Genomic DNA, 22,473 nt, shown 5'->3' on the forward strand with positions numbered 1-22,473 from the left:
CCCTCGACCTTGAAACATCCGAGCTGGCGCGCGCTCCTCCTCGGCCTGTGTGGCCTGCTGCCGAGCTGGCACGCCGCCGCCGCCGATCTCACTGTCTCCGCCGCGACCAGCCTGACTCACGCCTTTCGCGAGCTGGCGCCTTTGTTCGAGGCGAAGAACCCGAGTCACAAGGTGCAGCTCAACTTCGGCTCCTCGGGCGCGCTGGTGCAGCAGATCGTCAAGGGTGCGCCGGTCGACGTGTTCGCCAGTGCCGATCAGGAGAGCATGGACCGGGCGCAGGCGCAGGGCGCCGTCGAGGCGGGCGAGCGGCGTGACTTCGTGTCCAACACACTGGTCGTGATCGTTCCGGCGGACTCGGCCCACGTGCCCCAGGTCCTCGCCGACCTCACGCAGCCCGCCTACCAACGCATCGCCATCGGCCTGCCCGACAGTGTGCCGGTAGGCCGCTACACCCAAGGCGCGCTCGAGAACGCGGGCCTGTGGGCCGCGATCGAGCCGAAGACGATCCGCTCGCAGAACGTGCGCCAGGCGCTCGACTACGTCGCCCGGGGCGAGGTCGATGCCGGCTTCGTCTATTCGACCGATGCCGCGCTCATGCCCGGCAAGGTCAGGGTGGCGCAGCGCGTGCCTACCCACAAGCCGATCCTCTACCCTATCGCGCCGGTCGCAGGCAGCCGCAATGCGGTGCGGGCGAAGCAGTTCGTCGAATTCGTGTTCTCGCATGAGGCTCAGGCGGTGCTGGCGAAGCACGGCTTCGGCTCCCCTGACGGGCGCTGATGGAGGGCGCCTGGGTCGCGCTGGCGCTGACGCTGAAGGTGGCCGGCTGGGCCACGGCGCTCAACCTCGTGCTCGGCGTGACCGTCGGCTTCGTGCTGGCTCGCAAGCGCTTCATCGGTCGCGAACTGCTCGACTCGCTGCTCACCCTGGCGATGGTGCTGCCGCCCACGGTGCTCGGCTACTACCTGCTCGTGGTGATCGGGCGGCGCGGCCCTATCGGCGGCTGGCTCGAATCGAACTTCGGCATCAACCTGATCTTCACCTGGCAGGGCGCGGTGATCGCCGCGACCATCGTCGCCTTTCCGCTGGTCTTCAAGTCGGCGCGTGCGGCGTTCGAGGCGGTCGATCCGCAGCTCGAACAGGCGGCCCGCGTGCTCGGCGTGGGCGAGCTCGCGATCTTCTTTCGCGTCACCCTGCCGCTGGCCTGGCGCGGCATCCTCGCCGGCGTGCTGCTCGCCTTTGCGCGCGCCACCGGCGAGTTCGGCGCCACCCTCATGGTGGCCGGCAGCATTCCCGGCAAGACGCAGACGCTGTCGATCGCGGTGTACGAGGCGGTGCAGGCCGGACGGGACGACGTGGCGAATTTCCTCGTGCTCGTCGTCTCGGTCACCTGCGTGGCGGTGCTGCTGGCGGCCGGGCGGCTCGCACCGGGCCGGGTGGCCGGCCAGCCATGACGCCGCCGAGGGGGCCGGGGTGATGTGGGATGTCGATGTCGCCAAGCGCTTCGAACACGCCGGCCGGTGTTTCGACCTGCAGGTGGCCTTTCGCAGCGACGCGCGCCGGCTGGTGCTGTTCGGCCCCTCGGGCGCGGGAAAGAGCCAGACGCTGAAGATGATCGCCGGCCTCACCACGCCCGACACCGGCCGGGTGCAGCTCGCCGGCCGCACCCTGTTCGATCACTGCTCGCGCATCGACATGCCGCCGCAGCAGCGCGCTGTGGCCTACATGTTCCAGGACTACGCGTTGTTTCCCCACCTGACGGTGCGGCAGAACATCGCTTTCGCGCTGCACCGGGGAGCCTTCAATCCGGGGCGAGACGTGCAGCATGCGGCCGTGCAGCGTTGGCTCGATGCCTTTGGCCTCGGCCCGGCGGCGCAGCACTATCCCGAGCAGTTGTCGGGCGGCCAGCGCCAGCGCACGGCGCTGGCGCGCGCGCTGGTCGCCGAGCCGCGCGCGCTGCTGCTGGACGAGCCCTTCGCCGCGCTCGACCAGGCCTTGCGCGCACGCCTGCGCGACGAACTCCGTGCGCTGCAGGCGCAACTCGACATCCCCCTGCTGTTGATCACGCACGACGAAGACGACGTGCGGCTCTTCGGCGACGAGGTCCTGCACCTCGCACACGGGCGGTTGATCGGCGAAGTCGGGCGATGATCCGAGCGCGGCAGGCCGACGCGGCTCTGCAGTGAACTCCCTGGCGGCCGCTATCGCATTCCCTGACTCTGCCGAGTAAGGCCGAAGTCCAGAATCCTGCAACTCTGTTGGAGCAGCCCATGGACTCTGTTTGGCTCAAGCACTACCCCGAAGGGGTGCCAGCGACGATCGATCCCGACCAGTACGCCTCGCTCGTGGCGCTGCTCGAAGAGAGCTTCCGCAAGTTCAAGGACCGGCCGGCCTTTCACTTCATGGGCAAGGCCTTCAGCTTCGGCGAGATCGACGAGATGTCGCGCGCCTTCGCGGCCTACCTGCAGGGCCTGGGCCTGGCCAAGGGCGACCGCGTGGCGGTGATGATGCCCAACGTGCCGCAGTACCCGGTGGCGGTGGCGGGCATCCTGCGCGCCGGGTTCGTGCTGGTCAACGTCAACCCGCTGTACACGCCGCGCGAGCTGGAGCACCAACTCAAGGACTCCGGCGCCAAGGCCATCGTCATCGTCGAGAACTTCGCCGCCACCTTGCAGGCCTGCCTGAACGCGGTGCCGACCAAGCAGGTGATCCTCGCCTCGATGGGCGATCTGCTCGGTGTCAAGGGCGTGCTCGTCAACTACGTGGTGCGCAACGTCAAGAAAATGGTGCCGGCCTTTTCCTTGCCCGGCCCGGTTCGCTTCAACGCGGCGCTGGCCCAGGGCCGGCGCAGCAGCTTCACGGCGCCTTCCCTCAAACGCGACGACATCGCCGTGCTGCAGTACACCGGCGGCACCACCGGCGTGAGCAAGGGCGCTGTGCTCACGCACCGCAACGTCATCGCCAACGTCCTGCAGTCCGAAGCGTGGAATGCGCCGGCGCTCAAGGACCTGGCGCCGGGCCAGTACCCGGTGACGATCTGCGCGCTGCCGCTTTATCACATCTTCGCCTTCACCGTGAACATGATGCTGTCGATGCGCATGGGCGGCGCCAACGTGCTCATCCCCAATCCGCGCGACCTGCCGGCGGTGTTCAAGGAGATCGGCAAGCACAAGTTCCAGAGCTTCCCGGCCGTCAACACGCTGTTCACGGCCATGGCCAACCACCCGCAGTTCGACACGGTGGACTGGTCCCACCTCAAGCTCAGCGTGGGCGGCGGCATGGCGGTCACGAGCAGCACCGCCAAGCTCTGGCTCGAGAAGACGGGCAGCCCGATCATCGAAGGCTACGGTCTCTCGGAGACCGCGCCTTCGGCCACCTGCAACCCGGTCACCAGCAAGACCTTCAGCGGCGCGATCGGCGTGCCGATTCCTTCGACCGAGGTCAAGCTGATCGACGACGACGGCAACGAAGTGCCGCTCGGCCAGCCGGGCGAGATCGCCATCAAAGGCCCGCAGGTCATGGCCGGCTACTGGCAACGCCCCGACGAGACGGCGAAGGTGATGACGCCCGACGGCTTCTTCCGCAGCGGCGACATCGGCACGGTGGACAACGGCGGCTACTTCAAGATCGTCGACCGCAAGAAGGACATGGTGCTGGTCAGCGGCTTCAACGTGTACCCGAACGAGGTGGAAGACGTGGTCGGGCAGATGCCCGGCGTGCTCGAGTGCGCGGTGGTCGGCGTGCCCGACGAAAAGTCGGGCGAGGCCGTCAAGCTGGTGGTCGTGCGCAAGGACCCCACTGTGAGCGAGGCCGACGTGCGCAGTTATTGCGAGACCCACCTCACCGGCTACAAGCGGCCCAAGGTGATCGAGTTCCGCACCGACCTGCCGAAGACGCCGGTGGGCAAGATCCTGCGACGCGAGTTGCGCGCCAAGAGCTGAGTCCGCGCTGCCGGCAAGGCCGAAGCCCGATGGGGCACCATCGGGCTTCGTTCCCACTGAAGGGCCCGGATGACTTTAGCGCTCATGGCCGCGATGGCCGAGGAACTGGAGCCGCTGCGCGCGGCACTCGAAGACCCGCAGGTCCAGCACCACGCGGGCCGTGAGTTCCACACCGGCCGGCTCGACGGGCATGAGGTGGTGCTGGTGCTCTCGCGCATCGGCAAGGTCGCCGCGGCGACCACGGCGGCACTGCTGATCGAGCGCTACGGCGCCGAGGCGATCGTCTTCACCGGCGTGGCGGGCGGCCTGGCCGAGGGCGTGAACGTGGGCGACGTGGTGGTCGCGCGCGAGCTGCTGCAGCACGACCTCGACGTCTCGCCGCTGTTCCCGCGCCACGAGGTGCCGCTCACTGGCCGCTCGCGGTTCCCCACCGATGCGCTGCTCAGCGACGCGCTGCTCGAGGCGGCGTGCGCCGCGCTCGAAGCCGAGCAGGTCGGCCGCGCCGACTCGCTCGATGAACTGGGCATCGCGTCGCCCACCGTGCACCAGGGCCTCGTCGTCAGTGGCGACCGCTTCGTCTCCACGGCGCTCGAAAGCACGGCCCTGCGTGCCGAATTGCCCGAAGCGCTGGCGGTCGAGATGGAGGGCGCCGCGGTGGCTCAGGTGTGCCACGACTGCGATCTGCCGTTCGCGGTGCTGCGCAGCGTCTCCGACCGCGCCGACGACAGTGCCCATGTCGACTTCAGCCGCTTCGTCAGCGAGGTGGCGGGCCCGTTGGCGGCTTCCATCGTGCGGCGCTGGCTGCGCAACGGGCCGCGGGCCGGTACGGCCTGATCGACAACGGTGCGCGGTCGCGCCGGACCTCGGAGGCGCGGCTGCACGGCCACGTTACGGGTCGCGGGAGCTTAACTATCGCGAGGGCTGCCGCGTTCAGCGTCGCGGGCGAGGCCTCATACGAAACTGCGTTCATACGCATCGAATTGAAGCCGTTGAAGAGGCGTAGCGGGCTTCGGTTCGTGTTCGGAAGGCCGACTGTGGAAGCTCAGCGCGCGAGCGCTGCGCCGGGTCGCTGTGTTGCGTTCATGTCCCCCGGGCTGGGCTCACGCCCAGCCCTCCTCCTTGACTTCACTCCACACAGCAACCCGTCACAGCGCTCCTGCCACCACCGTAAACGCTCGGTTGTGCAGTCGCTCAAGGCTGCGACGGTCGCCCGATGCCCTCGGTAGCTGCGCTACAGCACCAGCATTGATGCGTTTGAATGCGGCTTGGTGGCTTGATATCAGGGCCGCACGCCCGGCGTCTCGACGGCCACGCCCTCGGCCCGTGCGTTGAGGTGGAGCTCCAGATCGATCAGCTCCTGCGCTCCGAATTCATAGGGCTGCGCCCGCACGCCGCTCATGCAGTTGCGCAGCCGGCGCTGCAGCGAGCCGAGCGCCTGCCATTCGAGCCGGTAGACGGGGTAGCCGCTGGTATCGGCCGGCGGGATCGTGCTGCCGCCCAGGCGCCGGCCCGCGTTGGCGTCGTGACATTGCGCGCAGGACAGGTCGAGCTGGCCGATGCGCTGCTCGAACAGCTTGCGGCCACGTTCGCGTGCGGCGGCGAGCCGGGGATCGTCGGGCGGCGCGATCGGCATGCCACGCGACTGGTGCGCGACATAGGCTTCCAGGCTGAGCGAGCGTTGGCTTTCGGGCGGCCAGGGCTCGTCTATCTGGCGGTCCTGACGGCAGGACTCGATGCGCTGGCGCAGGTCGATCGCGCCGCGCCGGGCGGCATCGAAGGCCGGCAAGCGTGCCGCCACGCCGCGCATCGACTGTTCGGCCGCCCCGTGGCAGCTTGCACAGGAGCGCTCGCTAGCGCCGGCCGGGCGGCGCCACAGCGCCTCGCCATCGGCCACCCACAGCATGCCGGGGTTGGCCATGTCGTCGCGCTGCATGGCCTGCAGTTCGGGGCTCATGAAAGCGCTGCCCGGACGCGGGGCGACGGTGGCGGCAGGCGGGCTGTCATCGAACTGGCCGGCGTTTCCGAGATCCCGCTCGGCCGCGGCCATTGCGCCGAGCGCGGCCAGTGCGATGGCCAGCACCGCCCCGAGTGCAGCCTGCCGCTTCACGTCACCGCGATCTCCGCGGTCTCCGTCTGCGCGAAGCCGTTGTCGCCTTCCCAGGTGAAACGGAGCGTGCCGCTCTCGACGGCCACCGTGGTGAAGACGAGGTAGGGGTTGGCCGAGATGGCCGGGAACAGTTCCGCTTCGAACACCACCTCATCGCCGTAATGGCAGACGAAGCGCCGCAAGATGTCGCGCGGCAGCCGACGGCCCTCGGAATCGCTTCGGTGACCGGTCTCCATTGGGTGCGCGATCAACGTGCGGATCTCGATGATCTCGCCGCGCTTCGCGGCCTTGGGTACGGTGATCAGGGTACGGGCCATCGCGGGCGACTCCTTACTCGATGCATGCGGCCAGCGTCACCAGCACATCGACGCGGTGCGACCAGACCGAGCCGTCGCTCATCTGCGCCAGCGCCACCAACTGCTGCGAGGTCGCCAGGCGGATGCGCGTCGAGACCTCGGCGCGGCCGGCCCGCGGCCCCAGCAGAAAGCTCGCCACCTCGCGCTGCGGATTGCGTTCGTTGAAGAGCGCGATGCGCTGCACGTGGTCGGCGGCGCTCATCGGGCTTTCCACCCGCACCGTCACTGGCACCGCATTGCCGTTCTCGACCAGTGGTGCGATCTCGAGCTGCACCCGGCCGGGCTGCACGGTCGCCGCGCCGGCAAACGCGCGGACTGCCGCGTCGAGCTCGGCCTTGTTCGCCGAAGCCTGCCGCACCCAAATCATCGGTACCAGCGCAAGGCCGGCAGCGAGGAGTCCTCTCCGCTGGGCAAGGTGGGTTCGCGCGCGTTTCATCGGCGTTGCCTCACCCCCGTTGGGCGTCCCGAAAAGCACCGACCCATCCGGGAGGGGTCGCCGACGCAGTGAATAAGCATTCCTGAACGGAGTCGGCGACCCCGCTTCCGGCTGCAAGAAGGAGCCGACGCTTCATCGTCATCGACGCAAGGTCAGCAGGAAGGCCACCACGTCCTCGATCTGCTGCGCATCGAGCAGCGGCCGGCCTTGCCAGGCCGCGCCGACGCGCGCAAGGCCCTCGCTGCGGTGATATGCCGGCATCAGCGAATCCGGGTCGAGCCGCCGCGAATCGACCAGCCGCAGCCGCAGCTGGCCGGCGGAAAGCCGTGAGCCGGCGCCGTCGAGGGGGGGAGCCAGCGTGCCCTGGAAGGCTTCTTCCGGGAAGGGGCCGCTGTGGCAGAGCAGGCACAGCCCGGTGCGGCGGTCGGTGACGATGGCCCGGCCGCGCGCCGCGTTGCCCGGTTGCGCGGTCAGTGGCCGAGTGATGGCATCGCCGACCACCGCATACGGCTGCACCGCCGCGCGGGCTGCTGCCGGCGCCGCCATGCCGGGCAAGGACAGCGCCGCCTGCGCCGCCACGGCGAACGCCGCGCCGGCCGCCCTGGCGCGCATCGTCTTCATCGACCCTGCCGCAAGCACCCGCTCTCACGCCTTCTTCAGGCTGTGCTTGCTCAGCGGCAGCTCGCGGATGCGCTTGCCGGTCGCCGCGAAAATGGCGTTGAGCACGGCCGGCGCCGCCACCGCGATGGTCGGCTCACCGACGCCGCCCCAGAAGCCCCCGGAAGGCAGCAGCACCGTCTCAACCTTGGGCATGGTGTCCATGCGCATCACCGGATAGGTGTCGAAGTTGCGCTGCTGGATGCGGCCGTTCTCGAGCGTGCACTCGCCGTACAGCGCGGCCGACAGGCCATAGACGAAGGAGCCCTCGACCTGGGCTTCGATCTGCTGCGGATTGACCGCGTGGCCGGGGTCGGTGGCAGCGACGATGCGGTGGATCTTCAAGTCGCCCTCGTCGCTCACCGACACCTCGGCGCAGGCGGCCACGTAGCTGCCGAAACCCATCGTCTGTGCCAGGCCGCGGAACACGCGCTGGCCGTCGATGTCGGCCGGCGGGGTGTCCCATTTCACTCGCTCGACCACGGCCTCGAGCACCGCCCTGTGCTTGGGATGCTCGGCCATCAGGCTGCGGCGCAGCGCGAGCGGGTCCTGCTTCGTCGCATGCGCCACCTCGTCGAGGAAGCACTCCAGGTAGATGGTGTTCTGGTTGAGGTTCACGCCGCGCCAGAAGCCCGGCGGCACCGGCGGGTTGCGCATCGCATGGTCGACGAGCAGATTCGGTACGCTGTAGCCGATGGAGGCCTCGGGGCCGGGCGGGTTCAGGCCCTGGAAGACCACCGGGTCCTTGCCGTCCTTGATCATCTGCGGGAACACCGCCGCAACGATGGACTGGCCCGAGATGCGCATGTGCAGCGCCTGCAGTTTGCCCTCGTCGTCGAGCCCGGCAGTGAGCTTGCATTGCGTGATCGGGTGGTAGCGGCCGTGGATCATGTCCTCTTCGCGCGACCAGATCAGCTTGACCGGCGTGCCCGGCATCTCCTTGGCGATGGCCACCGCCTGGCGAACCCAGTCGTGCACGGCGCCGCGCCGGCCGAAGCCGCCGCCCAGGTGCAGCTTGTAGACCTCGCACTGCGCCGGCGGCAGGCCGGCCGCTTCCGCCGTGGCCGCGAGTGCCGCCTCGCCGTTCTGCGTCGGCGTCCAGACCTCGCAGCGCGCCGGCTCGCCGCCCGCGGCCGGCGTGAACTTCGCCGTCGCATTCATGGTCTCCATGGTCGCGTGGTTCTGGTACGGGTAGGAATACACCGCCTCGATGCGCTTCGCCGACTTGTCCAGCGCCTGCTTCACGTCGCCGTTGCGGTTGCCGACGATGGCCTCGGGAGCGTCCAGCCCGGCCGCCAGCATCTCGGCAATGCCGGCGCTCGACAGCGTGGCGTTCGGGCCTTCGTCCCAGACGATGTCGAGCGCATCGAGCGCGGTCTTGGCGCGCCACCAGGTGTCGGCCACCACTGCGACCGCGCTGTCGCCGACCTTCACCACCTTCTTGACGCCCGGCCGCCGCAGCACCGCGCTGTCGTCGTAGCTCTTCAGCTTGCCGCCGAACACCGGGCAGTCGCTGATCGCTGCGTTGAGCAGGCCGGGCAGCTTCAGGTCGGTGCCGTAGACCTGGGCGCCGGTGAGCTTTTCGACCGTGTCGAGCCGCTTGAAGGGCTTGCCGACGATGCGCCAGTCCTTCGGGTCCTTCAGCGTAACGTCCGCAGGTGGCGCCAGCTTGGCCGCTGCCGCCGAAACCTTGCCGTAGGTCGTGGTGCGGCCCGAAGGCGCATGGGTGATCACGCTGGCCGCGGCGCGGCATTCACCGGCCGGCACCCCCCATTCGTCGGAGGCTGCCTGCACGAGCATCGTGCGGGCCATCGCACCGCCCTTGCGCACGTACTCGTGCGACTCGCGGATGCCGCGGCTGCCGCCGGTCGAGAAGTTGCCCCAGACGCGTGAGCGCGCCAGGTTCTGGCCCGGGGTCGGGTACTCGGTGCTCACCCGGGCCCAGTCGCACTCCAGCTCTTCGGCGACCAGTTGCGCCAGACCGGTCAGCGAGCCCTGTCCCATCTCGGAGCGGGCGATGCGGATGACGACGCTGTCGTCGGGGTGCACGACGACCCACGCGTTGATCTCGGGTGCCGCAGCACTTCCCTGCGCCGCGGCGCTGCCGATGAAGGGAATGTGGAATCCGACGACGAGGCTGCCGGCCGCGGCTGCCGAGCCGCCAAGGAAGCTGCGGCGCGACAGCGCGGTGCCGCGCCGGGCGCTGTGCCGGGCTCCGTCCTCGGCGTCATGTGCCGGCCCGTGCGGCAGCGACCCGCCCCGGGTGCGCCCATGCGCGCTCATGCCGCGCCCCCACCCAGCAGCGGGCTGTTCAGCGCGGAGCGCTTTGGCCCGCCCTCGGCGACCAGCTTGATCGCCGCGCGCACGCGGTTGTAGGTGCCGCAGCGGCAGATGTTGGTCATGGCCGCGTCGATGTCGGCATCGGTCGGCTTGGGTTTTTCGGCCAGCAGGGCGGTGGCGGCCATGATCATGCCGGCCTGGCAGTAGCCGCACTGCGGCACATCGAGCGCGGCCCAGGCTTGCTGCACCGGGTGCGAGCCGTCTTTCGACAGCCCCTCGATCGTGACAATCTTCTGCTGTGCGGTGAGGGTCGCGGCCGGCATCACGCAAGAGCGCATGGGCGCGCCGTCGATGTGCACCGTGCAGGCGCCGCACTGCGCGATGCCGCATTCGTACTTGCTGCCGGTCAGGCCGAGCTGTTCACGCAGCACCCACAGCAGGGGAGTGTCTTCCTCGGCTTCGTACTCGCGCACGCTGCCATTGACGTGTAGCTGGGCCATCCTGTGCTCCTTGTGGGAACGGCCGCGGGCTGCTCGCCGCTGGCCGGGTGTTGCGGGTTGCGGGTTGCGGATGATTCTGTCAGCTGCCGAAGGCCTCACAGCCAGCGCGCCAGCCCCGGCAGCAGCACGGCGCCGAGCACCCCGTGCAGGCCCATCGCCAAGCTGGCATAGGCCCCGGCGCGCGGATGCACCGACCACGCCCGCGCCGTGCCGATGCCGTGCGCGGCCAGGCCGAGCGCGAAGCCGCGCGCGGCCCAGTTGCGCACGCCCATCGCGTTGAGCAGCGGCGTGACGACCAGCGCGCCGACGATGCCGGTGGTCACCGTGAACACCGCCGCCAGCGTGGCCGAGCCGCCGATGCGCTCGGCGATGCCCATCGCGATGGGCGCCGTCACCGACTTCGGCAGCAGCGAGGCCATCATCACCGGCGAAGCGCCGAGCATCCAGGCCAGGCCCAGCGCCGCGACGATCGATGTGCTCGCGCCGAGCAGCAGGGCGGTGAGCAGGGTGCCGGCGCGCTGGCGCAGCTCCGGCCACAGGCGTGCCAGGGGCACCGCCAGCGCCACGGTCGCGGTGCCGAGCAGGAAGTGCACGAACTGCGCGCCCTCGAAGTAGCGGCGGTAGGGCGTGCCGGTCGCCCACAGCACCGCGATGATTGCCAGCACCGACCACAGCACCGGGTTGGCCAGCGGATGCCGTCCGCTGCGCGCCGACACGTGCTCGGCGATCACATAGGTGCCGAGCGTGAGGGTCAGGCCGAACAGCGGCGTGGCGGCCAGGTAGACCCACACTTCCGAGAGCGGCTCCAGCGCGCCGGTCAGGCCGAGCGGCAGGGTGAGGCGAGCCTCGCTCATGCGCGCAGCCGAGGCGCTGCGCGCGGTCGCGAACGCGGGCCATCGAGGCGAAGCGGCATGCTCATGGCGGCTGAGGCCCGTCTGGCGCCGACTCATCGCCTTCGTCGCCGAGCCGATGGCGCAGGAACCACGCCGTGATCGCGATCGCTGCGACCGTGCTGGCGAGCAGCGCGATCACCCATGACAGCCCCTCGCGCGCCAGCGGCTCCCAGTACAGCATCACCCCGACCGCAGCCGGAATGAAGAAGATCGAGAGATGCGCGAGCAGCCCGTCGGCGGCCTGCGCCAGCGCGGCCCAGACCGGCTTGCCGCGCCGCTGGCGCAGCAGCAGCACCGCGAGCAGGGCGACCAGCCCCATCACCGGCCCCGGGACCGGTGCGTCGGTGAGTTGCGCGATCGCCTCGCCGAGAGACTGGAACAGCAGCAGCGTGGCCAGGCCCTGGATCATGCTGCCGCCGGGAAGACGCCGAAGTGCTGCAACAGGCGCCGGCCGATGCGCTCTCGCTTGGGCGCATCCGCAATGCTTTGCATGTCGATGTTGAGCGCGAAGCCGTGCAGCCGGCCGGTCTGCTCCACCCAGCCGACCCACCAGCCGACTTGCGGCTTCGCATCGAACAGCCAGCCGCTCTTGGCGTGCAGCACCGCGCCAGCTCTCGTGTCGACGGTGCTGATGTCGCGCACGATGGCCAGGCTGCGCGCGCTGACCGGCAAGCGGCCCCGTGCCAGGCGCACCAGGAAAGCCGCCTGCTCGACGGCGCTGATGGCGAGCGGCCCGTCGAGCCAGAAGCGATCGACGACCCCGCCCACTTCGGCATTGCCGTAGCCGAAGCCGGCCACCGCTGCGCGCATGCGGGCCAGCCCGATGCGGCGCGCCAGTTCCTGATAGATCGGCACGCTGGAGGCGGCATAGGCCGCGCGCAGGTTCAGGTCGCGTTCCCACTGCGGAAAGGGCTGCGGTTGGCCGCCATAGGGCACGACCTCTCGTTCGTCGCGCACTGCGCCGGCTTCGAGGGCGATCAGGCTGTTGGCGATCTTGAACGTCGAGGCCGGGGCGAACCGCTGCCGCGCGCGCCGGCCGTTGACCAATACCCGCTCCCCGGTGGCGGCGTCGAGCAGCGCGAAGCAGCCGACCGTTCCTTCCTCGGAGAAAAAGTGGTCGAGCGCCGCCTCCTCGTTCGTCCCGGCGAACGGCGCGCAGCCGGGCAGTGCCGCTGCAAAGGCACCGCCGAGCAGCGCCCTGCGCGTCGCCGATGCCACCCCGTCAGCCGTCACGCTTTGCGGGCCGGCGGCGTGCTGGCCGGCAGTTGTTCGGGTGCGGTCATGGGAGGCTCGGGTCGGTGGTCTTGCAGGGTTCAGCGGTCGGCTGGCGAGCGAGTATAGGAAGCCGTCGAGCGCGCTCACGCGCGCAACGCGCGAGCGCCGGTGTCGCGTTGTCACAGCATGGGCCTAACCGAAGCGCGGTTTTTTTCTAGGGGGTCATCTTTTGATGACCCGATGGTCAGTAAGATCGGCCCGCTCTAAAACCAAGCGTGTGCGTAGGTCATTCGCCTTTATTCGCACGGGCAGAGAGGCTCGCCGCCACCGCGTGCGGGCGGCCTCTGCCACCGTTCCACTCAACACACGGGTGTTCCATGCGCGAATCAGCTGCCGCCTTCCTGCCTCTTTCGATTTCCTGTCGTCTTCGGCGGGCCACGCTGCTCGGCGCGGTGCTCGCGTCGAGCGTCTGGCTAGCCGGCTGCGGCGACCCGGCCGAGGCCCAAGGCGGCCCGCCGCCGGCACCGCCCGTTTCGGTGGCGCCGGCGGTGCAAAAGCCGATCGCCGACCGCGAGGAGTTCACCGGGCGGCTGCAGGCGCTGGAGACGGTCGATATCCGCGCGCGCGTCGGCGGCACCATCGAGCGGGTGCATTTCCGCGACGGCGCGGTCGTGAAGAAGGGCCAGCTCCTGTTCACCATCGACGCACGGCCTTACCGCGCCGAGGTCGCACGCGCCGAGTCGCAACGGGCCGCTGCACGCTCGCGCGCCGGTCTGGCCAAGGCCGAGTTGGCACGTGCGCAAAAGCTGCTCGACGACCAGGCGGTGTCGCGCCAGGAGTTCGACCAGCTCGGCTCCAGCGCCAGAACCTCGGACGCGGACATCCAGGCGGCCGACGCAGCCCTGCGCGTGGCCCGGCTCAACCTCGACTACACCTTCGTGCGCTCGCCGATCGCCGGGCGTGCCTCGCTGGCCAACATCACCGCCGGCAATCTGGTGAGTGCCGAGAACGTGCTGACCACCGTGGTCGCCACGCACCGCGTCTATGCCTATTTCGACGGCAGCGAGCAGACCTTCCTGCGCCTGCGCGAAGGCAACGGCGGAGCGCTGCAGGTGAAGATGGGCCTGGCCAACGAGGACGGCTTCCCGCACGCCGGCACCATCGACTTCATCGACAACCGGCTCAACCCGCAGACCGGCGCGATCCGCATGCGCGCGGTGTTCGACAACGCCGACGGCCGTTTCACGCCGGGCCTGTTCGCCAAGCTGCAGGTGGCGCAAGTCAAGACGCGACCGGCGGTGCTCACGCCGGAGCGCGCGATCGGCACGGACCAGAGCAAGCGCTTCGTGCTGGTCGTCGGCGCCGACAACACGGCCGAGTTCCGCGAGGTGCAGCTCGGCGCGCTGATCGACGGCATGCGCGTGATCACCGGGGGTCTGAAAGCAGGGGAACTGGTGGTCGTCAACGGCTTGCAGCGTGTCAGGCCCGGCGCGCCGATCGCGCCGGAGAAGCTGGAGCTCGATGCGCGCGGCATGCCCATCGAGAAGCCGCCCGCCCCGCCGCCGGCCGCGGCAACGCCGGGCGACAAGAAGGAGGGCAAGGTCACGCTCACGGCGCCGGCGCTTCGGGTCGCCCTACCAGGCGCGGTGGCCGCCGTCGCTTGCATGTATTCGCTGCCCGCCGTCGCCGCCCAGCAGCCCTGCCACGCTTGACGCCGGAGCGACGACATGAACCTCTCGCGCTTCTTCATCGACCGGCCGATCTTCGCGGCCGTGCTGTCGATCTTCATCACCCTGGTCGGCGCCATCGCCATCTTCGAGCTGCCGATCTCCGAGTACCCGGCCGTTGCCCCGCCGCAGGTGGTGGTGCGTGCGCAATTTCCCGGCGCCAACCCGCGGGTGATCGCCGAGACGGTGGCCACGCCGCTCGAGGAACAGATCAACGGCATCGAGAACATGCTCTACATGAGCAGCCAATCGACGGCCGACGGCGCCATGACGCTGGCGATCAGCTTTCAGATCGGCACCGACCCCGACGACGCCGAGACCGCCGTGCAAAGCCGCGTCAACCGCGCCCTGCCCCGGCTGCCGGAGGTGGTGCGCCAGGTCGGCGTGACCACCGAGAAGACCTCGCCCAACCTGACCATGGTGGTGCACATGGTCTCGCCGGACGACCGCTACGACGCGCTCTACCTTCGCAACTACGCGGCGCTCAACGTGCGCGACGCGTTGCTGCGCATCGAGGGCATGGGCTCGGTGCAGACCTTCGGCTCGGGCGACTATGCGATGCGCGTGTGGCTCGATCCGCAGAAGCTCGCCGCCCGCAACCTGACTTCGAGCGACGTGGTCACCGCCATCCGCGAGCAGAACGCGCAGGTGGCGGCCGGCGTGGTGGGCGCGCCGCCGGCGCCCAACCAGACCGAGTTCCAGCTCGCCATCAACACGCAAGGCCGCCTGACCACCGAGCAGGAGTTCGCCGACGTCATCGTCAAGGCCGACACGACCGACGGCTCGCTGGTCCGCGTTAAGGATGTCGGCCGCGTCGAGCTCGGCCCCAACACCTATGCGCTGGGCTCGCTGCTGAACAACCAGGAAGCTGCCGCGGTGGTGATCTTCCAGGCACCGGACTCCAATGCGCTGCAGCTCTCGGCCGACGTGCGCTCGACGATGGAGGAACTCAAGGCCAACTTTCCGCCGGGCGTGGACTACAGCATCGTCTATGACCCGACCCGCTTCGTGCAGACCTCGATCGAGAAGGTGATCGTCACCCTGCTCGAAGCCGTTGCGCTGGTCGTGCTGGTGGTCATCGTGTTCCTGCAGACCTGGCGTGCCTCGATCATTCCGCTGCTGGCGGTGCCGGTGTCGATCATCGGCACCTTCGCGGTGCTGCTTTTGCTGGGTTTCTCGATCAACACGCTCACGCTGTTCGGCCTGGTGCTGGCCATCGGCATCGTGGTCGACGACGCGATCGTGGTGGTCGAGAACGTCGAGCGCAACATCGAGGCGGGCCTGTCGCCGCGCGACGCGAGCGTGAAGGCGATGCAGGAGGTCTCGGGGCCCATCATCGCCATCGGCCTGGTGCTGTGCGCGGTGTTCGTGCCGCTGGCCTTCGTGTCGGGCCTGTCGGGGCAGTTCTACAAGCAGTTCGCGGTGACGATCGCCATTTCCACCGTCATCTCGGCCTTCAATTCGCTGACCCTGTCGCCGGCGCTGAGCGCCATCCTGCTGCGTCCGCACGACGCGCCGAAGGACTGGCTCACGCGCGGCATGGACAAGGTCTTCGGCCGCTTCTTCCGCTGGTTCGACCGCTTCTTCCGCCGCAACGCCGACCGCTACAGCAGCGGCATCACCAGCGTGGTGGTCAAGCGCAAGGGCGTCTCGCTGATCGTCTATGCGCTGCTGCTCGGCGCGACCTTCCTGCTTTTTCGGCAGGTGCCGCCCGGCTTCGTGCCGCAGCAGGACAAGCAGTACCTGATCGGCATCGCGCAACTGCCCGACGGCGCCAGCCTGGAACGCACGACCAAGGTGATCCGCGAGATGAGCGACATCGCCAAGGGCGTGCCCGGCGTGAAGGATTCGGTGGCGTTCCCGGGCCTGTCGATCAACGGCTTCACGGCGGCGCCCAACAGCGGGATCGTGTTCTTCGGGCTCGACGACTTCGAGGACCGCACCACGCAGGAGACCGGCGCCGACGCCATCGTGGGGCAGATCAACATGCGGCTGGGGGCCATCCAGGATGCCTTCATGTTCGTGCTGTCCCCGCCGCCCGTCGATGGCCTGGGCAATGCGGGCGGCTTCAAGCTGCAACTGCTCGATCGCGATTCGCTCGGCGAGGAGGCGCTGCACGGCGTTGTGCAGCAGCTGATGGGCCGCGTGTACGGCGACCCGAACAGTCCGCTGACGCAGTTCTTTTCCGGCTACCAGATCAACGTGCCGCAGCTGTTCGCCAACGTCGACCGCACCAAGGCCAAGCAGATGGGCGTGAACCTCAACGACATCTACGAGACCATGCAGACGCACCTGGGCTCGCTGTACGTGAACGACTTCAACCGCTTCGGCAAGACCTACCAGGTGATCGTGCAGGCCGACGCCGTGCACCGCGCCAAGGCGGAAGACATCGGCCAGCTCAAGATCCGCAACGCGCGCGGCGAGATGCTGCCGCTGGCCTCGCTGATGACGGTGGAGCCGACCTTCGGGCCGGGCACGGTGAGCCGCTACAACGGCTTTTATACGGCCGACATCAACGGCGCGCCCAAGCCCGGCGTGAGTTCGGGCGAGGCGCAGGCGGCGATGGAGCAGTTGCTGAAGGAGACGCTGCCGCGCGGCATCGGCTACGAGTGGACCGAGCTGGTCTATCAGGAAAAGATCGCCGGCAACACCATGGTCTACATCTTTCCGCTGTGCGTGCTGCTGGTGTTCCTGGTGCTGGCCGCCACCTACGAGAGCACGACCCTGCCGCTGGCGATCATCCTGATCGTGCCGATGTGCATCCTCTCGGCGATCTTCGGTGTGTGGGCCTCGGGCTTCTTCGGCCAGCCGGCCGACAACAACATCTTCACGCAGATCGCCTTCGTGGTGCTGGTCGGGTTGGCTTGCAAGAACGCGATCCTGATCGTCGAGTTCGCGCGCGAGCTCGAGGACCATGGCCGCACGGCGGTGCAGGCGGTGGTCGAGGCCTGCCGCCTGCGGCTGCGGCCGATCCTCATGACCTCGATCGCCTTCGTGGCGGGTGTCATGCCGCTGGTCTTTTCCAGCGGCGCCGGCGCCGAGATGCGCCAGGCGATGGGCATCGCGGTGATGAGCGGGATGATCGGCGTGACCGTGTTCGGCCTCTTCCTTACGCCGGTGTTCTATGTGCTGCTGCGCAAGATCGGCTCGAAGAAGCCGCTGGTCACTCACCACGAGCCGCCGTTGCCGGCGCGCGGGGTGCGCCTGGGAGACGAGCATGCTTGAGCGCCGAGTCCGCAGCGCATCGTTTGCATCTGAAGCTGTCGCGCGGCGCGGTTTGCGCGCCTGGATCGCACCCCGCCTGCTTGCGCCTGGCTTCGTCGCCGCGATACCGCCGGGGTCGGCGCGCGCGGCAGCCGAGCCTCGCTCGTCGGTGCTGGGTTTCCGCGCTGCCGCAAGGCCGGGCGCGCCTGTCCTTGCGGCCCTTGCCGTGCTGATCCTCGCCGGCTGCGCCGCCGTCGGCCCCGACTACCAGCGCCCCGTGCCGGTACTGGAGGCCGGCGGTTTCATCAACGCCGGCGCTGCCTCGGCGAACCGCGCCGAGCCTTCCGCCGACATCGCCGTCTTCTGGCGCGGCTTCGACGATGCGGCGCTGTCGGCGCTGGTCGAGCGTGCGCTCGAGGCCAACGGCGACGTGCGCATCGCCCAGGCGCGGCTGCAGGAGGCGCGTGCCAACCAGGGCGAGGCCGATGCGCTGGGCCGCCCGGGCGTGGGCCTGAGCGCCGGCGTGACGCGCTCGGTGCAGCCCGTCACCCAATTGCCGGGCCAAGGCCGCAGCGAGCGCACCGGCACCATCTGGGACGCCGGCTTCATCGCGAACTGGGAGTTGGACTTCTTCGGCCGCTATCGGCGCCTGAGCGAATCGGCGGCAGCGGTCGTCGAGGCGAGCGAGGCGGGGCTCGCGGCGGCTCACACCGCGGTGGCCGCCGAGACGGCACGCAACTACCTGGAGCTGCGCGGCCTGCAGCAGCGCCTGCGCTTCACCGAGGAGTCGCTGGCCAGCCAGCGCGAGAGCTTGCGCCTGACGGAGCTGCGGCTCGACGCCGGCCGCGGCACGCAGCTCGACGTGGCCCGCTCGCGCGCGCTTACCGAGAACACGGCGGCCGGCGTGCCGGCGCTGCAGAGCGCCATCGAGCTGACCGTCTTCCGACTCGCCACCCTGACCGCTCAGCCGCCGCGCACGGTGCTGGAAAGCCTGCAGACGCCGGCGCCGCTGCCCGGCCTGCCGGTCACCGACCTGGCGGCACTGCCGCTGGGGACACCCGAGGCGTGGCTGGCGCGCCGGCCCGACATCATTGCGGCGGAGCGCTCACTGGCGGCGGCCACCGCCGACATCGGCGTGGCGACTTCGGATCTCTTTCCGCGCATCTCGCTCTCGGGCCTGCTCGGCCTGAACGCAGCCACGCTCGGCAAGCTCGGCAACAGCAATTCGGCGATCCATTCGCTCGGCGCAGGAGTGAGCTGGACGCCGCTCGACTTCGGCCTGCTGCGCTCGCGCATCCGGGCGACCGAGGCACGCGCCCAGCAGAGCCTGGCGAGCTACGAGCAGACCATTGCGCTGGCGCTGGAAGAAACCGAAGGCGCGCTCAGCGGCTACAACCGCAACGCCCAGCGCGCCGTGCGGCTGGAACGTGCCGCGCGCAGCGCCGAACAGGCCGCGGTCCTGGCGCAGCTGCGCTTCGACGCCGGCTACACCGACTTCCTGGCCGTGCTCGACGCCGAGCGGGAGGTACTGCTCAACCGCGACCAACTGGTGCAGGCGCAGACCGGCACGGCAACGGCGCTGGTCGGCGTGTACCGGGCGCTGGGTGGTGGCTGGGAGATGCCGGTGGCCGGCACCGCGGTGTCGAGCGTGCGTTAACGGCGAGGCCGGGCCCTCGGTCGCCCTTTTCCCAAGGGAGCGACACGCCGGCCTTTCAACCGAAGCGCTGCGCCAGCCACTCACGTAGCACCGCGAACACCTCGTCCTGTTCCGGTTCGTTGAACAGCTCGTGATACAGGCCGGGGAACTCGCGCCCGGTGATCACACCGCTCGGCGCCGCCTTCGCAAAACGCGCGCTGCCGGCCGGCGAGACACAGCGGTCGGCGCCCGCCCACATCAGCAGCGTGGGTGTGCGCCACTGCGGCGCCTGTGCCTGCACCGTGGTGATGGCCTCACCGATGAAGCGCCCCAGGGTCGCGGTGATGCGGTCGTGCACGAGCGGGTCGGCCTTGTAGGCCGCCACCACGGCGGGGTCGCGCGAAACCTGTTCGGGCGGCAGGCCGTTGCCGGCTGCCACGTGCGGCGCCAGCCGGCCCATCACGCCGATCAGCAACTTTTGCAGCGGCTTGAGGCTGGCATCGAGCGCCGGCGACGACAGCGCCAGGGCATCGACGGGGCGAGACCACACCGGACGCGGCGATTCCAGCGCGCCGCCCACGAAACGCGCGGCGACGATCCCGCCCATGCTGTGGCCGAGCAGCAGCAGCGGGCGTGCCGGCGAGGCGGCGCGCACGGTGTCGATCACCGTGGCCAGGTCGCGCAACAGCGTGTCGGTTTCAGGGATGTCGCCGCGCTTGCCTTTCGAGAGGCCATGGCCGCGCTGGTCATAGCCGGCCACCGCCAATCCGGCCTCGCGCAGTTGCGCGACGACCTTGCCGTAGCGCCCATGATGCTCACCGAGCCCATGGACGATCAGCGCGGTCGCCTTGGCGTCGGCGTCCGGCCAGTACTGCCCTCGCAGGGTGCTGCCGTCACGCAGCGCGATGGACAGGGGCAGCGCTTCGGTCATCGGCGCAGTGTAGAAGCTGCTGCGGACAATCTCGGGCGGGCTGCGCTGCCCACCCGCTCAACCCCGCTCGAACTTGAAGACCGCCGTGCTGGCCATCAGGTTCGGCGCGCGGCGCACCACGCGGCCCTTCTGCAGCCCGAAGCTGTCGAGCACGCGCAGCCCGTTGCGGCGCGCCAACACCTCGAAATCGGCATGCGTCGCGAAGCGGATGTTGGGCGTGTCGTACCACTGGAAGGGCAGCACCTTGGTGACCGGCATGCGCCCACGCAGCACCGAGAAACGGTTCGGCCAGTGCGCGAAGTTGGGGAAGCTGACGACGCCGATGCGGCCCACGCGCACCGTCTCGACCAGCATGGCCTCGGTGTTGCGCAGGTTCTGCAGCGTGTCGAGCTGCAGCACGACGTCGAAGGCGCGGTCGGCGAAGATCGCCAGGCCTTCGTCGAGGTTGCGCTGGATCACGTTGACGCCGCGCTGCACGCATTCGTGGACCTGCGCGTCGTCGAGCTCGACGCCGTAGCCGGTGCAGCCGCGCTGGTCGCGCAGCAGCGCCAGCAGCGCGCCGTTGCCGCAGCCCAGGTCGAGCACGTGCGAGCCGGGCGGTACCAGCGCGGCAATTACCTCGAGGTCTCGGCGTTCACTCATGGCTTGACTCCCTCTCCCTCTGGGAGAGGGTTGGGGTGAGGGCCGGCCGGGTCAGGCGCTTGGCTGTCAATCACACGCCGCGCGCGCTTTCCCAAAGGCAGAGGGAGTAAGTCAAGCTCAGCTGCCACTCGCTCGAAATAAGCCCGCAACACGTTGTGATATCGCCCATCCTCCATCAAGAACGCATCGTGCCCATGCGGCGCATCGATCTCCGCATAGCTCACCTCGCGTCGGTTGTCGACCAGCGCCTTGACGATCTCGCGCGAGCGCTCCGGCGAGAAGCGCCAGTCGGTCGTGAAGCTCACCACCAGGAACTTCGCAGTCGCCGCAGCCAGCGCCCGGGTCAGGTCGCCGCCATGCTCGCGCGCCGGGTCGAAGTAATCGAGCGTGCGTGTGATGAGCAGGTAGCTGTTGGCGTCGAAGTAATCGCTGAACTTGTCGCCCTGGTAGCGCAGGTAGCTCTCGATCTGGAACTCCACCGCCTGCGTGCTGTAGTTGAGCCCTTCGGACACGGTCTGGCGGCCGAACTTGGCGGCCATCGTGTCGTCGCTCAGATAAGTGATGTGGCCGACCATGCGTGCCACGCGCAGGCCGCGCCGCGGCAGCACATCGTGGGCTTGGTAGTGGCCACCGTGGAAGTCGGGGTCGGTCACGATGGCGCGGCGCGCCACCTCGTTGAAGGCGATGTTCTGAGCGCTCAGGTTGGGCGCCGAGGCGATGACCGCCGCATGACGCACTCGCCCGGGATACCGCAGCGTCCACGACAGCGCCTGCATGCCGCCCAGGCTGCCGCCGATCACCGCGGCGAGCTGCGCGATGCCCAGCGTGTCGAGCAACCGGGCCTGCGCATCGACCCAATCCTCCACCGTCACCACCGGAAAGTCGGCGCCCCAGGGCCGGCCGGTCGCCGGGTTCGTGTGCGTGGGCCCGGTCGAGCCGAAGCACGAGCCCGGGTTGTTGACGCCGATGACGAAGAAGCGGTCGGTGTCGAGCGGCTTGCCGGGGCCGATGAGGTTGTCCCACCAGCCTTCGCTCTTGTCCTGGCCTTCGTAGCGGCCGGCGACGTGGTGCGAGGCGTTGAGTGCGTGGCACACCAGCACGGCGTTGCTCTTGTCGGCGTTGAGCGCGCCGTAGGTCTCGAAGACGAGCGTGTAGTCGCTCAGCACCGCGCCGCTCTTGAGCGGCAGGGCTTGCGCGAAGCGCAGCGACTGGGGAGTGACGTGACCGACGGTGCCCATGTATCCGAACTGTCAAAAAGAAAACCCGGCGTCGCTTTAGCTAGCGAGGCCGGGTGACTTCCGAAGTCGCGGGCCCCTCTTTAGCTGCATTTGTTGAGCGCCCGCAATCCGGATCAAATCGGCGCTGTCGAGGCAGTATATCGAGGCCTCACCGGGAGCCGATTGCGGCTCGTCGGACCCCGCACGGCGCGCAACCCGCTCGTCAATCCGCTCGCGGGCGCGCGGTCCCGGCCGGCTCAAGGGCTCTTGCGCCGCGCCGCAAGGTGCCGGTCAAGACAAGCCAGCAGCTCGGCCATGTCGACCGGCTTGGTGAGGTAGTCGTCGAACCCCTGCTCGCGCGCGGCGCGCACGCGGTCGGGCAGGGCGTCGGCCGACAGGGCGATGCGCGGCACGCCGGCAAGCAGCGGCTCGTCGCGCAGCGCGGCCAGCACGTCGAGCCCGGTCATGTCGCCCAGGTGCATGTCGATCAGCAGGAGATCGGGGGCCGCTGCGCGCGCGCTGGCGATGGCTTCGCGGCCGCTGCGCGCGATGCGCAGCTCGCAGCCGCTGCGCAGCAGCAGCAACTGGCGCACGAGCTCGATGTTGAGATTGTTGTCCTCGGCATAGAGCACGCTATGCAGGGCCGTGCCGCCCGTGGCAGCGCCCGCCGCCGGCGACGCCGCGGCGCCCGGGCGCGGGTCGCTGCGGGGCAGCGTGACGGCGAAGCTCGAACC

At 69.4% G+C, this 22,473-nt stretch carries 21 protein-coding genes; 8 read left to right on the plus strand and 13 right to left on the minus strand.

Annotation, left to right across the window (positions count from 1 at the left end; genetic code table 11):
* Positions 1-9: 9 nt before the first annotated feature.
* From modA to H0W40_RS06915, 5 genes are all read left to right on the plus strand, one after another.
* Entirely contained in the window at positions 10-777 is a 768-nt protein-coding gene (gene modA / locus H0W40_RS06895; protein WP_292444634.1) for a molybdate ABC transporter substrate-binding protein, read from the plus strand.
* Positions 777-1,451, plus strand: a complete 675-nt coding sequence (gene modB, locus H0W40_RS06900) for a molybdate ABC transporter permease subunit (RefSeq protein ID WP_292444637.1) — start codon at positions 777-779, stop codon at positions 1,449-1,451. Before modA ends, modB begins: the two co-directional genes overlap by 1 nt.
* A gap of 22 nt (positions 1,452-1,473) precedes the next feature.
* Positions 1,474-2,148: an ATP-binding cassette domain-containing protein gene (locus H0W40_RS06905; protein ID WP_292444639.1), complete on the plus strand. Its 675-nt coding sequence runs from the start codon at positions 1,474-1,476 to the stop codon at positions 2,146-2,148.
* A gap of 119 nt (positions 2,149-2,267) precedes the next feature.
* Positions 2,268-3,938 carry a long-chain-fatty-acid--CoA ligase gene (locus tag H0W40_RS06910; protein ID WP_292444642.1) on the plus strand — a complete coding sequence of 557 codons (1,671 nt, stop codon included), beginning with the start codon at positions 2,268-2,270 and terminating at the stop codon, positions 3,936-3,938.
* Between the two features lie 69 nt (positions 3,939-4,007).
* A complete protein-coding gene (locus H0W40_RS06915; RefSeq protein ID WP_292444645.1) occupies positions 4,008-4,772 on the plus strand; it encodes a 5'-methylthioadenosine/adenosylhomocysteine nucleosidase in 765 nt (254 codons plus the stop codon).
* A 445-nt stretch (positions 4,773-5,217) separates the two neighbouring features.
* Here H0W40_RS06915 and soxA read toward each other — a convergent pair whose 3' ends face one another.
* The 9 genes from soxA to blaOXA form a co-directional block, all read right to left on the minus strand.
* Entirely contained in the window at positions 5,218-6,045 is an 828-nt protein-coding gene (soxA, locus tag H0W40_RS06920; RefSeq protein WP_292444647.1) for a sulfur oxidation c-type cytochrome SoxA, read from the minus strand.
* Positions 6,042-6,362, minus strand: a complete 321-nt coding sequence (gene soxZ / locus H0W40_RS06925; RefSeq protein WP_292444650.1) for a thiosulfate oxidation carrier complex protein SoxZ — start codon at positions 6,360-6,362, stop codon at positions 6,042-6,044. The genes soxA and soxZ overlap by 4 nt, the downstream gene beginning before the upstream one ends.
* A 13-nt stretch (positions 6,363-6,375) precedes the next feature.
* Positions 6,376-6,837: a SoxY-related AACIE arm protein gene (locus tag H0W40_RS06930; RefSeq protein ID WP_292444652.1), complete on the minus strand. Its 462-nt coding sequence runs from the start codon at positions 6,835-6,837 to the stop codon at positions 6,376-6,378.
* 138 nt (positions 6,838-6,975) lie between these two features.
* Positions 6,976-7,458, minus strand: a complete 483-nt coding sequence (gene soxX, locus H0W40_RS06935) for a sulfur oxidation c-type cytochrome SoxX (RefSeq protein WP_292444655.1) — start codon at positions 7,456-7,458, stop codon at positions 6,976-6,978.
* Between the two features lie 24 nt (positions 7,459-7,482).
* A complete protein-coding gene (locus H0W40_RS06940; protein WP_292444657.1) occupies positions 7,483-9,777 on the minus strand; it encodes a molybdopterin cofactor-binding domain-containing protein in 2,295 nt (764 codons plus the stop codon).
* On the minus strand, positions 9,774-10,274 hold the full coding sequence (locus H0W40_RS06945) for a (2Fe-2S)-binding protein (RefSeq protein WP_292444660.1): 501 nt from the start codon (positions 10,272-10,274) through the stop codon (positions 9,774-9,776). The genes H0W40_RS06940 and H0W40_RS06945 overlap by 4 nt, the downstream gene beginning before the upstream one ends.
* 95 nt (positions 10,275-10,369) lie before the next feature.
* Positions 10,370-11,128 (minus strand): LrgB family protein, encoded by a 759-nt coding sequence (locus H0W40_RS06950; protein ID WP_292444663.1) that lies wholly within the window; start codon positions 11,126-11,128, stop codon positions 10,370-10,372.
* Between the two features lie 61 nt (positions 11,129-11,189).
* Positions 11,190-11,576 (minus strand): CidA/LrgA family protein, encoded by a 387-nt coding sequence (locus H0W40_RS06955; protein ID WP_292444666.1) that lies wholly within the window; start codon positions 11,574-11,576, stop codon positions 11,190-11,192.
* Positions 11,573-12,400, minus strand: coding sequence for a class D beta-lactamase (gene blaOXA / locus H0W40_RS06960; RefSeq protein ID WP_292444668.1), 828 nt, complete (start codon positions 12,398-12,400; stop codon positions 11,573-11,575). The genes H0W40_RS06955 and blaOXA overlap by 4 nt, the downstream gene beginning before the upstream one ends.
* Positions 12,401-12,759: 359 nt before the next feature.
* Between blaOXA and H0W40_RS06965 the strand changes: the two genes are divergently transcribed.
* From H0W40_RS06965 to H0W40_RS06975, 3 genes are read left to right on the plus strand one after another with little or no spacing between them, the layout of a single operon-like run.
* Complete coding sequence (locus tag H0W40_RS06965; RefSeq protein WP_292444671.1) at positions 12,760-14,094, plus strand: efflux RND transporter periplasmic adaptor subunit; 1,335 nt, start codon at positions 12,760-12,762, stop codon at positions 14,092-14,094.
* 15 nt (positions 14,095-14,109) lie between these two features.
* A complete protein-coding gene (locus tag H0W40_RS06970) occupies positions 14,110-17,334 on the plus strand; it encodes an efflux RND transporter permease subunit (protein ID WP_292444674.1) in 3,225 nt (1,074 codons plus the stop codon).
* The gene (locus H0W40_RS06975) at positions 17,327-18,970 is read left to right on the plus strand and encodes an efflux transporter outer membrane subunit (protein WP_292444676.1); all 1,644 of its coding nucleotides are present in this window, start codon (positions 17,327-17,329) and stop codon (positions 18,968-18,970) included. The genes H0W40_RS06970 and H0W40_RS06975 overlap by 8 nt, the downstream gene beginning before the upstream one ends.
* 55 nt (positions 18,971-19,025) lie before the next feature.
* Here H0W40_RS06975 and H0W40_RS06980 read toward each other — a convergent pair whose 3' ends face one another.
* The 4 genes from H0W40_RS06980 to H0W40_RS06995 all read right to left on the minus strand — a co-directional run.
* Positions 19,026-19,880 carry an alpha/beta hydrolase gene (locus H0W40_RS06980; RefSeq protein ID WP_292444679.1) on the minus strand — a complete coding sequence of 285 codons (855 nt, stop codon included), beginning with the start codon at positions 19,878-19,880 and terminating at the stop codon, positions 19,026-19,028.
* A 57-nt stretch (positions 19,881-19,937) separates the two neighbouring features.
* Positions 19,938-20,522, minus strand: coding sequence for a methionine biosynthesis protein MetW (gene metW / locus H0W40_RS06985; RefSeq protein WP_292444681.1), 585 nt, complete (start codon positions 20,520-20,522; stop codon positions 19,938-19,940).
* Positions 20,519-21,760: a homoserine O-acetyltransferase gene (locus H0W40_RS06990; RefSeq protein ID WP_292444683.1), complete on the minus strand. Its 1,242-nt coding sequence runs from the start codon at positions 21,758-21,760 to the stop codon at positions 20,519-20,521. The genes metW and H0W40_RS06990 overlap by 4 nt, the downstream gene beginning before the upstream one ends.
* 236 nt (positions 21,761-21,996) lie before the next feature.
* A partial coding sequence (locus H0W40_RS06995; RefSeq protein WP_292444685.1) for a response regulator occupies positions 21,997-22,473 on the minus strand: 477 nt, incomplete at its 5' end.

This window comes from Methylibium sp. (assembly GCF_013817345.1).
In the GTDB taxonomy this organism is placed as follows: Bacteria; Pseudomonadota; Gammaproteobacteria; order Burkholderiales; family Burkholderiaceae_C; genus Methylibium.

Coding starts and splice junctions, on each gene's coding strand:
- modB (WP_292444637.1), top strand. CDS start 777: ATGGAGGGCGCCTGGGTCGCGCTGGCGCTGACGCTGAAGGTGGCCGGC.
- H0W40_RS06905 (WP_292444639.1), top strand. CDS start 1,474: ATGTGGGATGTCGATGTCGCCAAGCGCTTCGAACACGCCGGCCGGTGT.
- H0W40_RS06910 (WP_292444642.1), top strand. CDS start 2,268: ATGGACTCTGTTTGGCTCAAGCACTACCCCGAAGGGGTGCCAGCGACG.
- H0W40_RS06915 (WP_292444645.1), top strand. CDS start 4,008: ATGACTTTAGCGCTCATGGCCGCGATGGCCGAGGAACTGGAGCCGCTG.
- soxZ (WP_292444650.1), bottom strand. CDS start 6,362: ATGGCCCGTACCCTGATCACCGTACCCAAGGCCGCGAAGCGCGGCGAG.
- H0W40_RS06930 (WP_292444652.1), bottom strand. CDS start 6,837: ATGAAACGCGCGCGAACCCACCTTGCCCAGCGGAGAGGACTCCTCGCT.
- soxX (WP_292444655.1), bottom strand. CDS start 7,458: ATGAAGACGATGCGCGCCAGGGCGGCCGGCGCGGCGTTCGCCGTGGCG.
- H0W40_RS06940 (WP_292444657.1), bottom strand. CDS start 9,777: ATGAGCGCGCATGGGCGCACCCGGGGCGGGTCGCTGCCGCACGGGCCG.
- H0W40_RS06945 (WP_292444660.1), bottom strand. CDS start 10,274: ATGGCCCAGCTACACGTCAATGGCAGCGTGCGCGAGTACGAAGCCGAG.
- H0W40_RS06950 (WP_292444663.1), bottom strand. CDS start 11,128: ATGAGCGAGGCTCGCCTCACCCTGCCGCTCGGCCTGACCGGCGCGCTG.
- H0W40_RS06955 (WP_292444666.1), bottom strand. CDS start 11,576: ATGATCCAGGGCCTGGCCACGCTGCTGCTGTTCCAGTCTCTCGGCGAG.
- H0W40_RS06965 (WP_292444671.1), top strand. CDS start 12,760: ATGCGCGAATCAGCTGCCGCCTTCCTGCCTCTTTCGATTTCCTGTCGT.
- H0W40_RS06970 (WP_292444674.1), top strand. CDS start 14,110: ATGAACCTCTCGCGCTTCTTCATCGACCGGCCGATCTTCGCGGCCGTG.
- H0W40_RS06975 (WP_292444676.1), top strand. CDS start 17,327: ATGCTTGAGCGCCGAGTCCGCAGCGCATCGTTTGCATCTGAAGCTGTC.
- H0W40_RS06980 (WP_292444679.1), bottom strand. CDS start 19,880: ATGACCGAAGCGCTGCCCCTGTCCATCGCGCTGCGTGACGGCAGCACC.
- metW (WP_292444681.1), bottom strand. CDS start 20,522: ATGAGTGAACGCCGAGACCTCGAGGTAATTGCCGCGCTGGTACCGCCC.
- H0W40_RS06990 (WP_292444683.1), bottom strand. CDS start 21,760: ATGGGCACCGTCGGTCACGTCACTCCCCAGTCGCTGCGCTTCGCGCAA.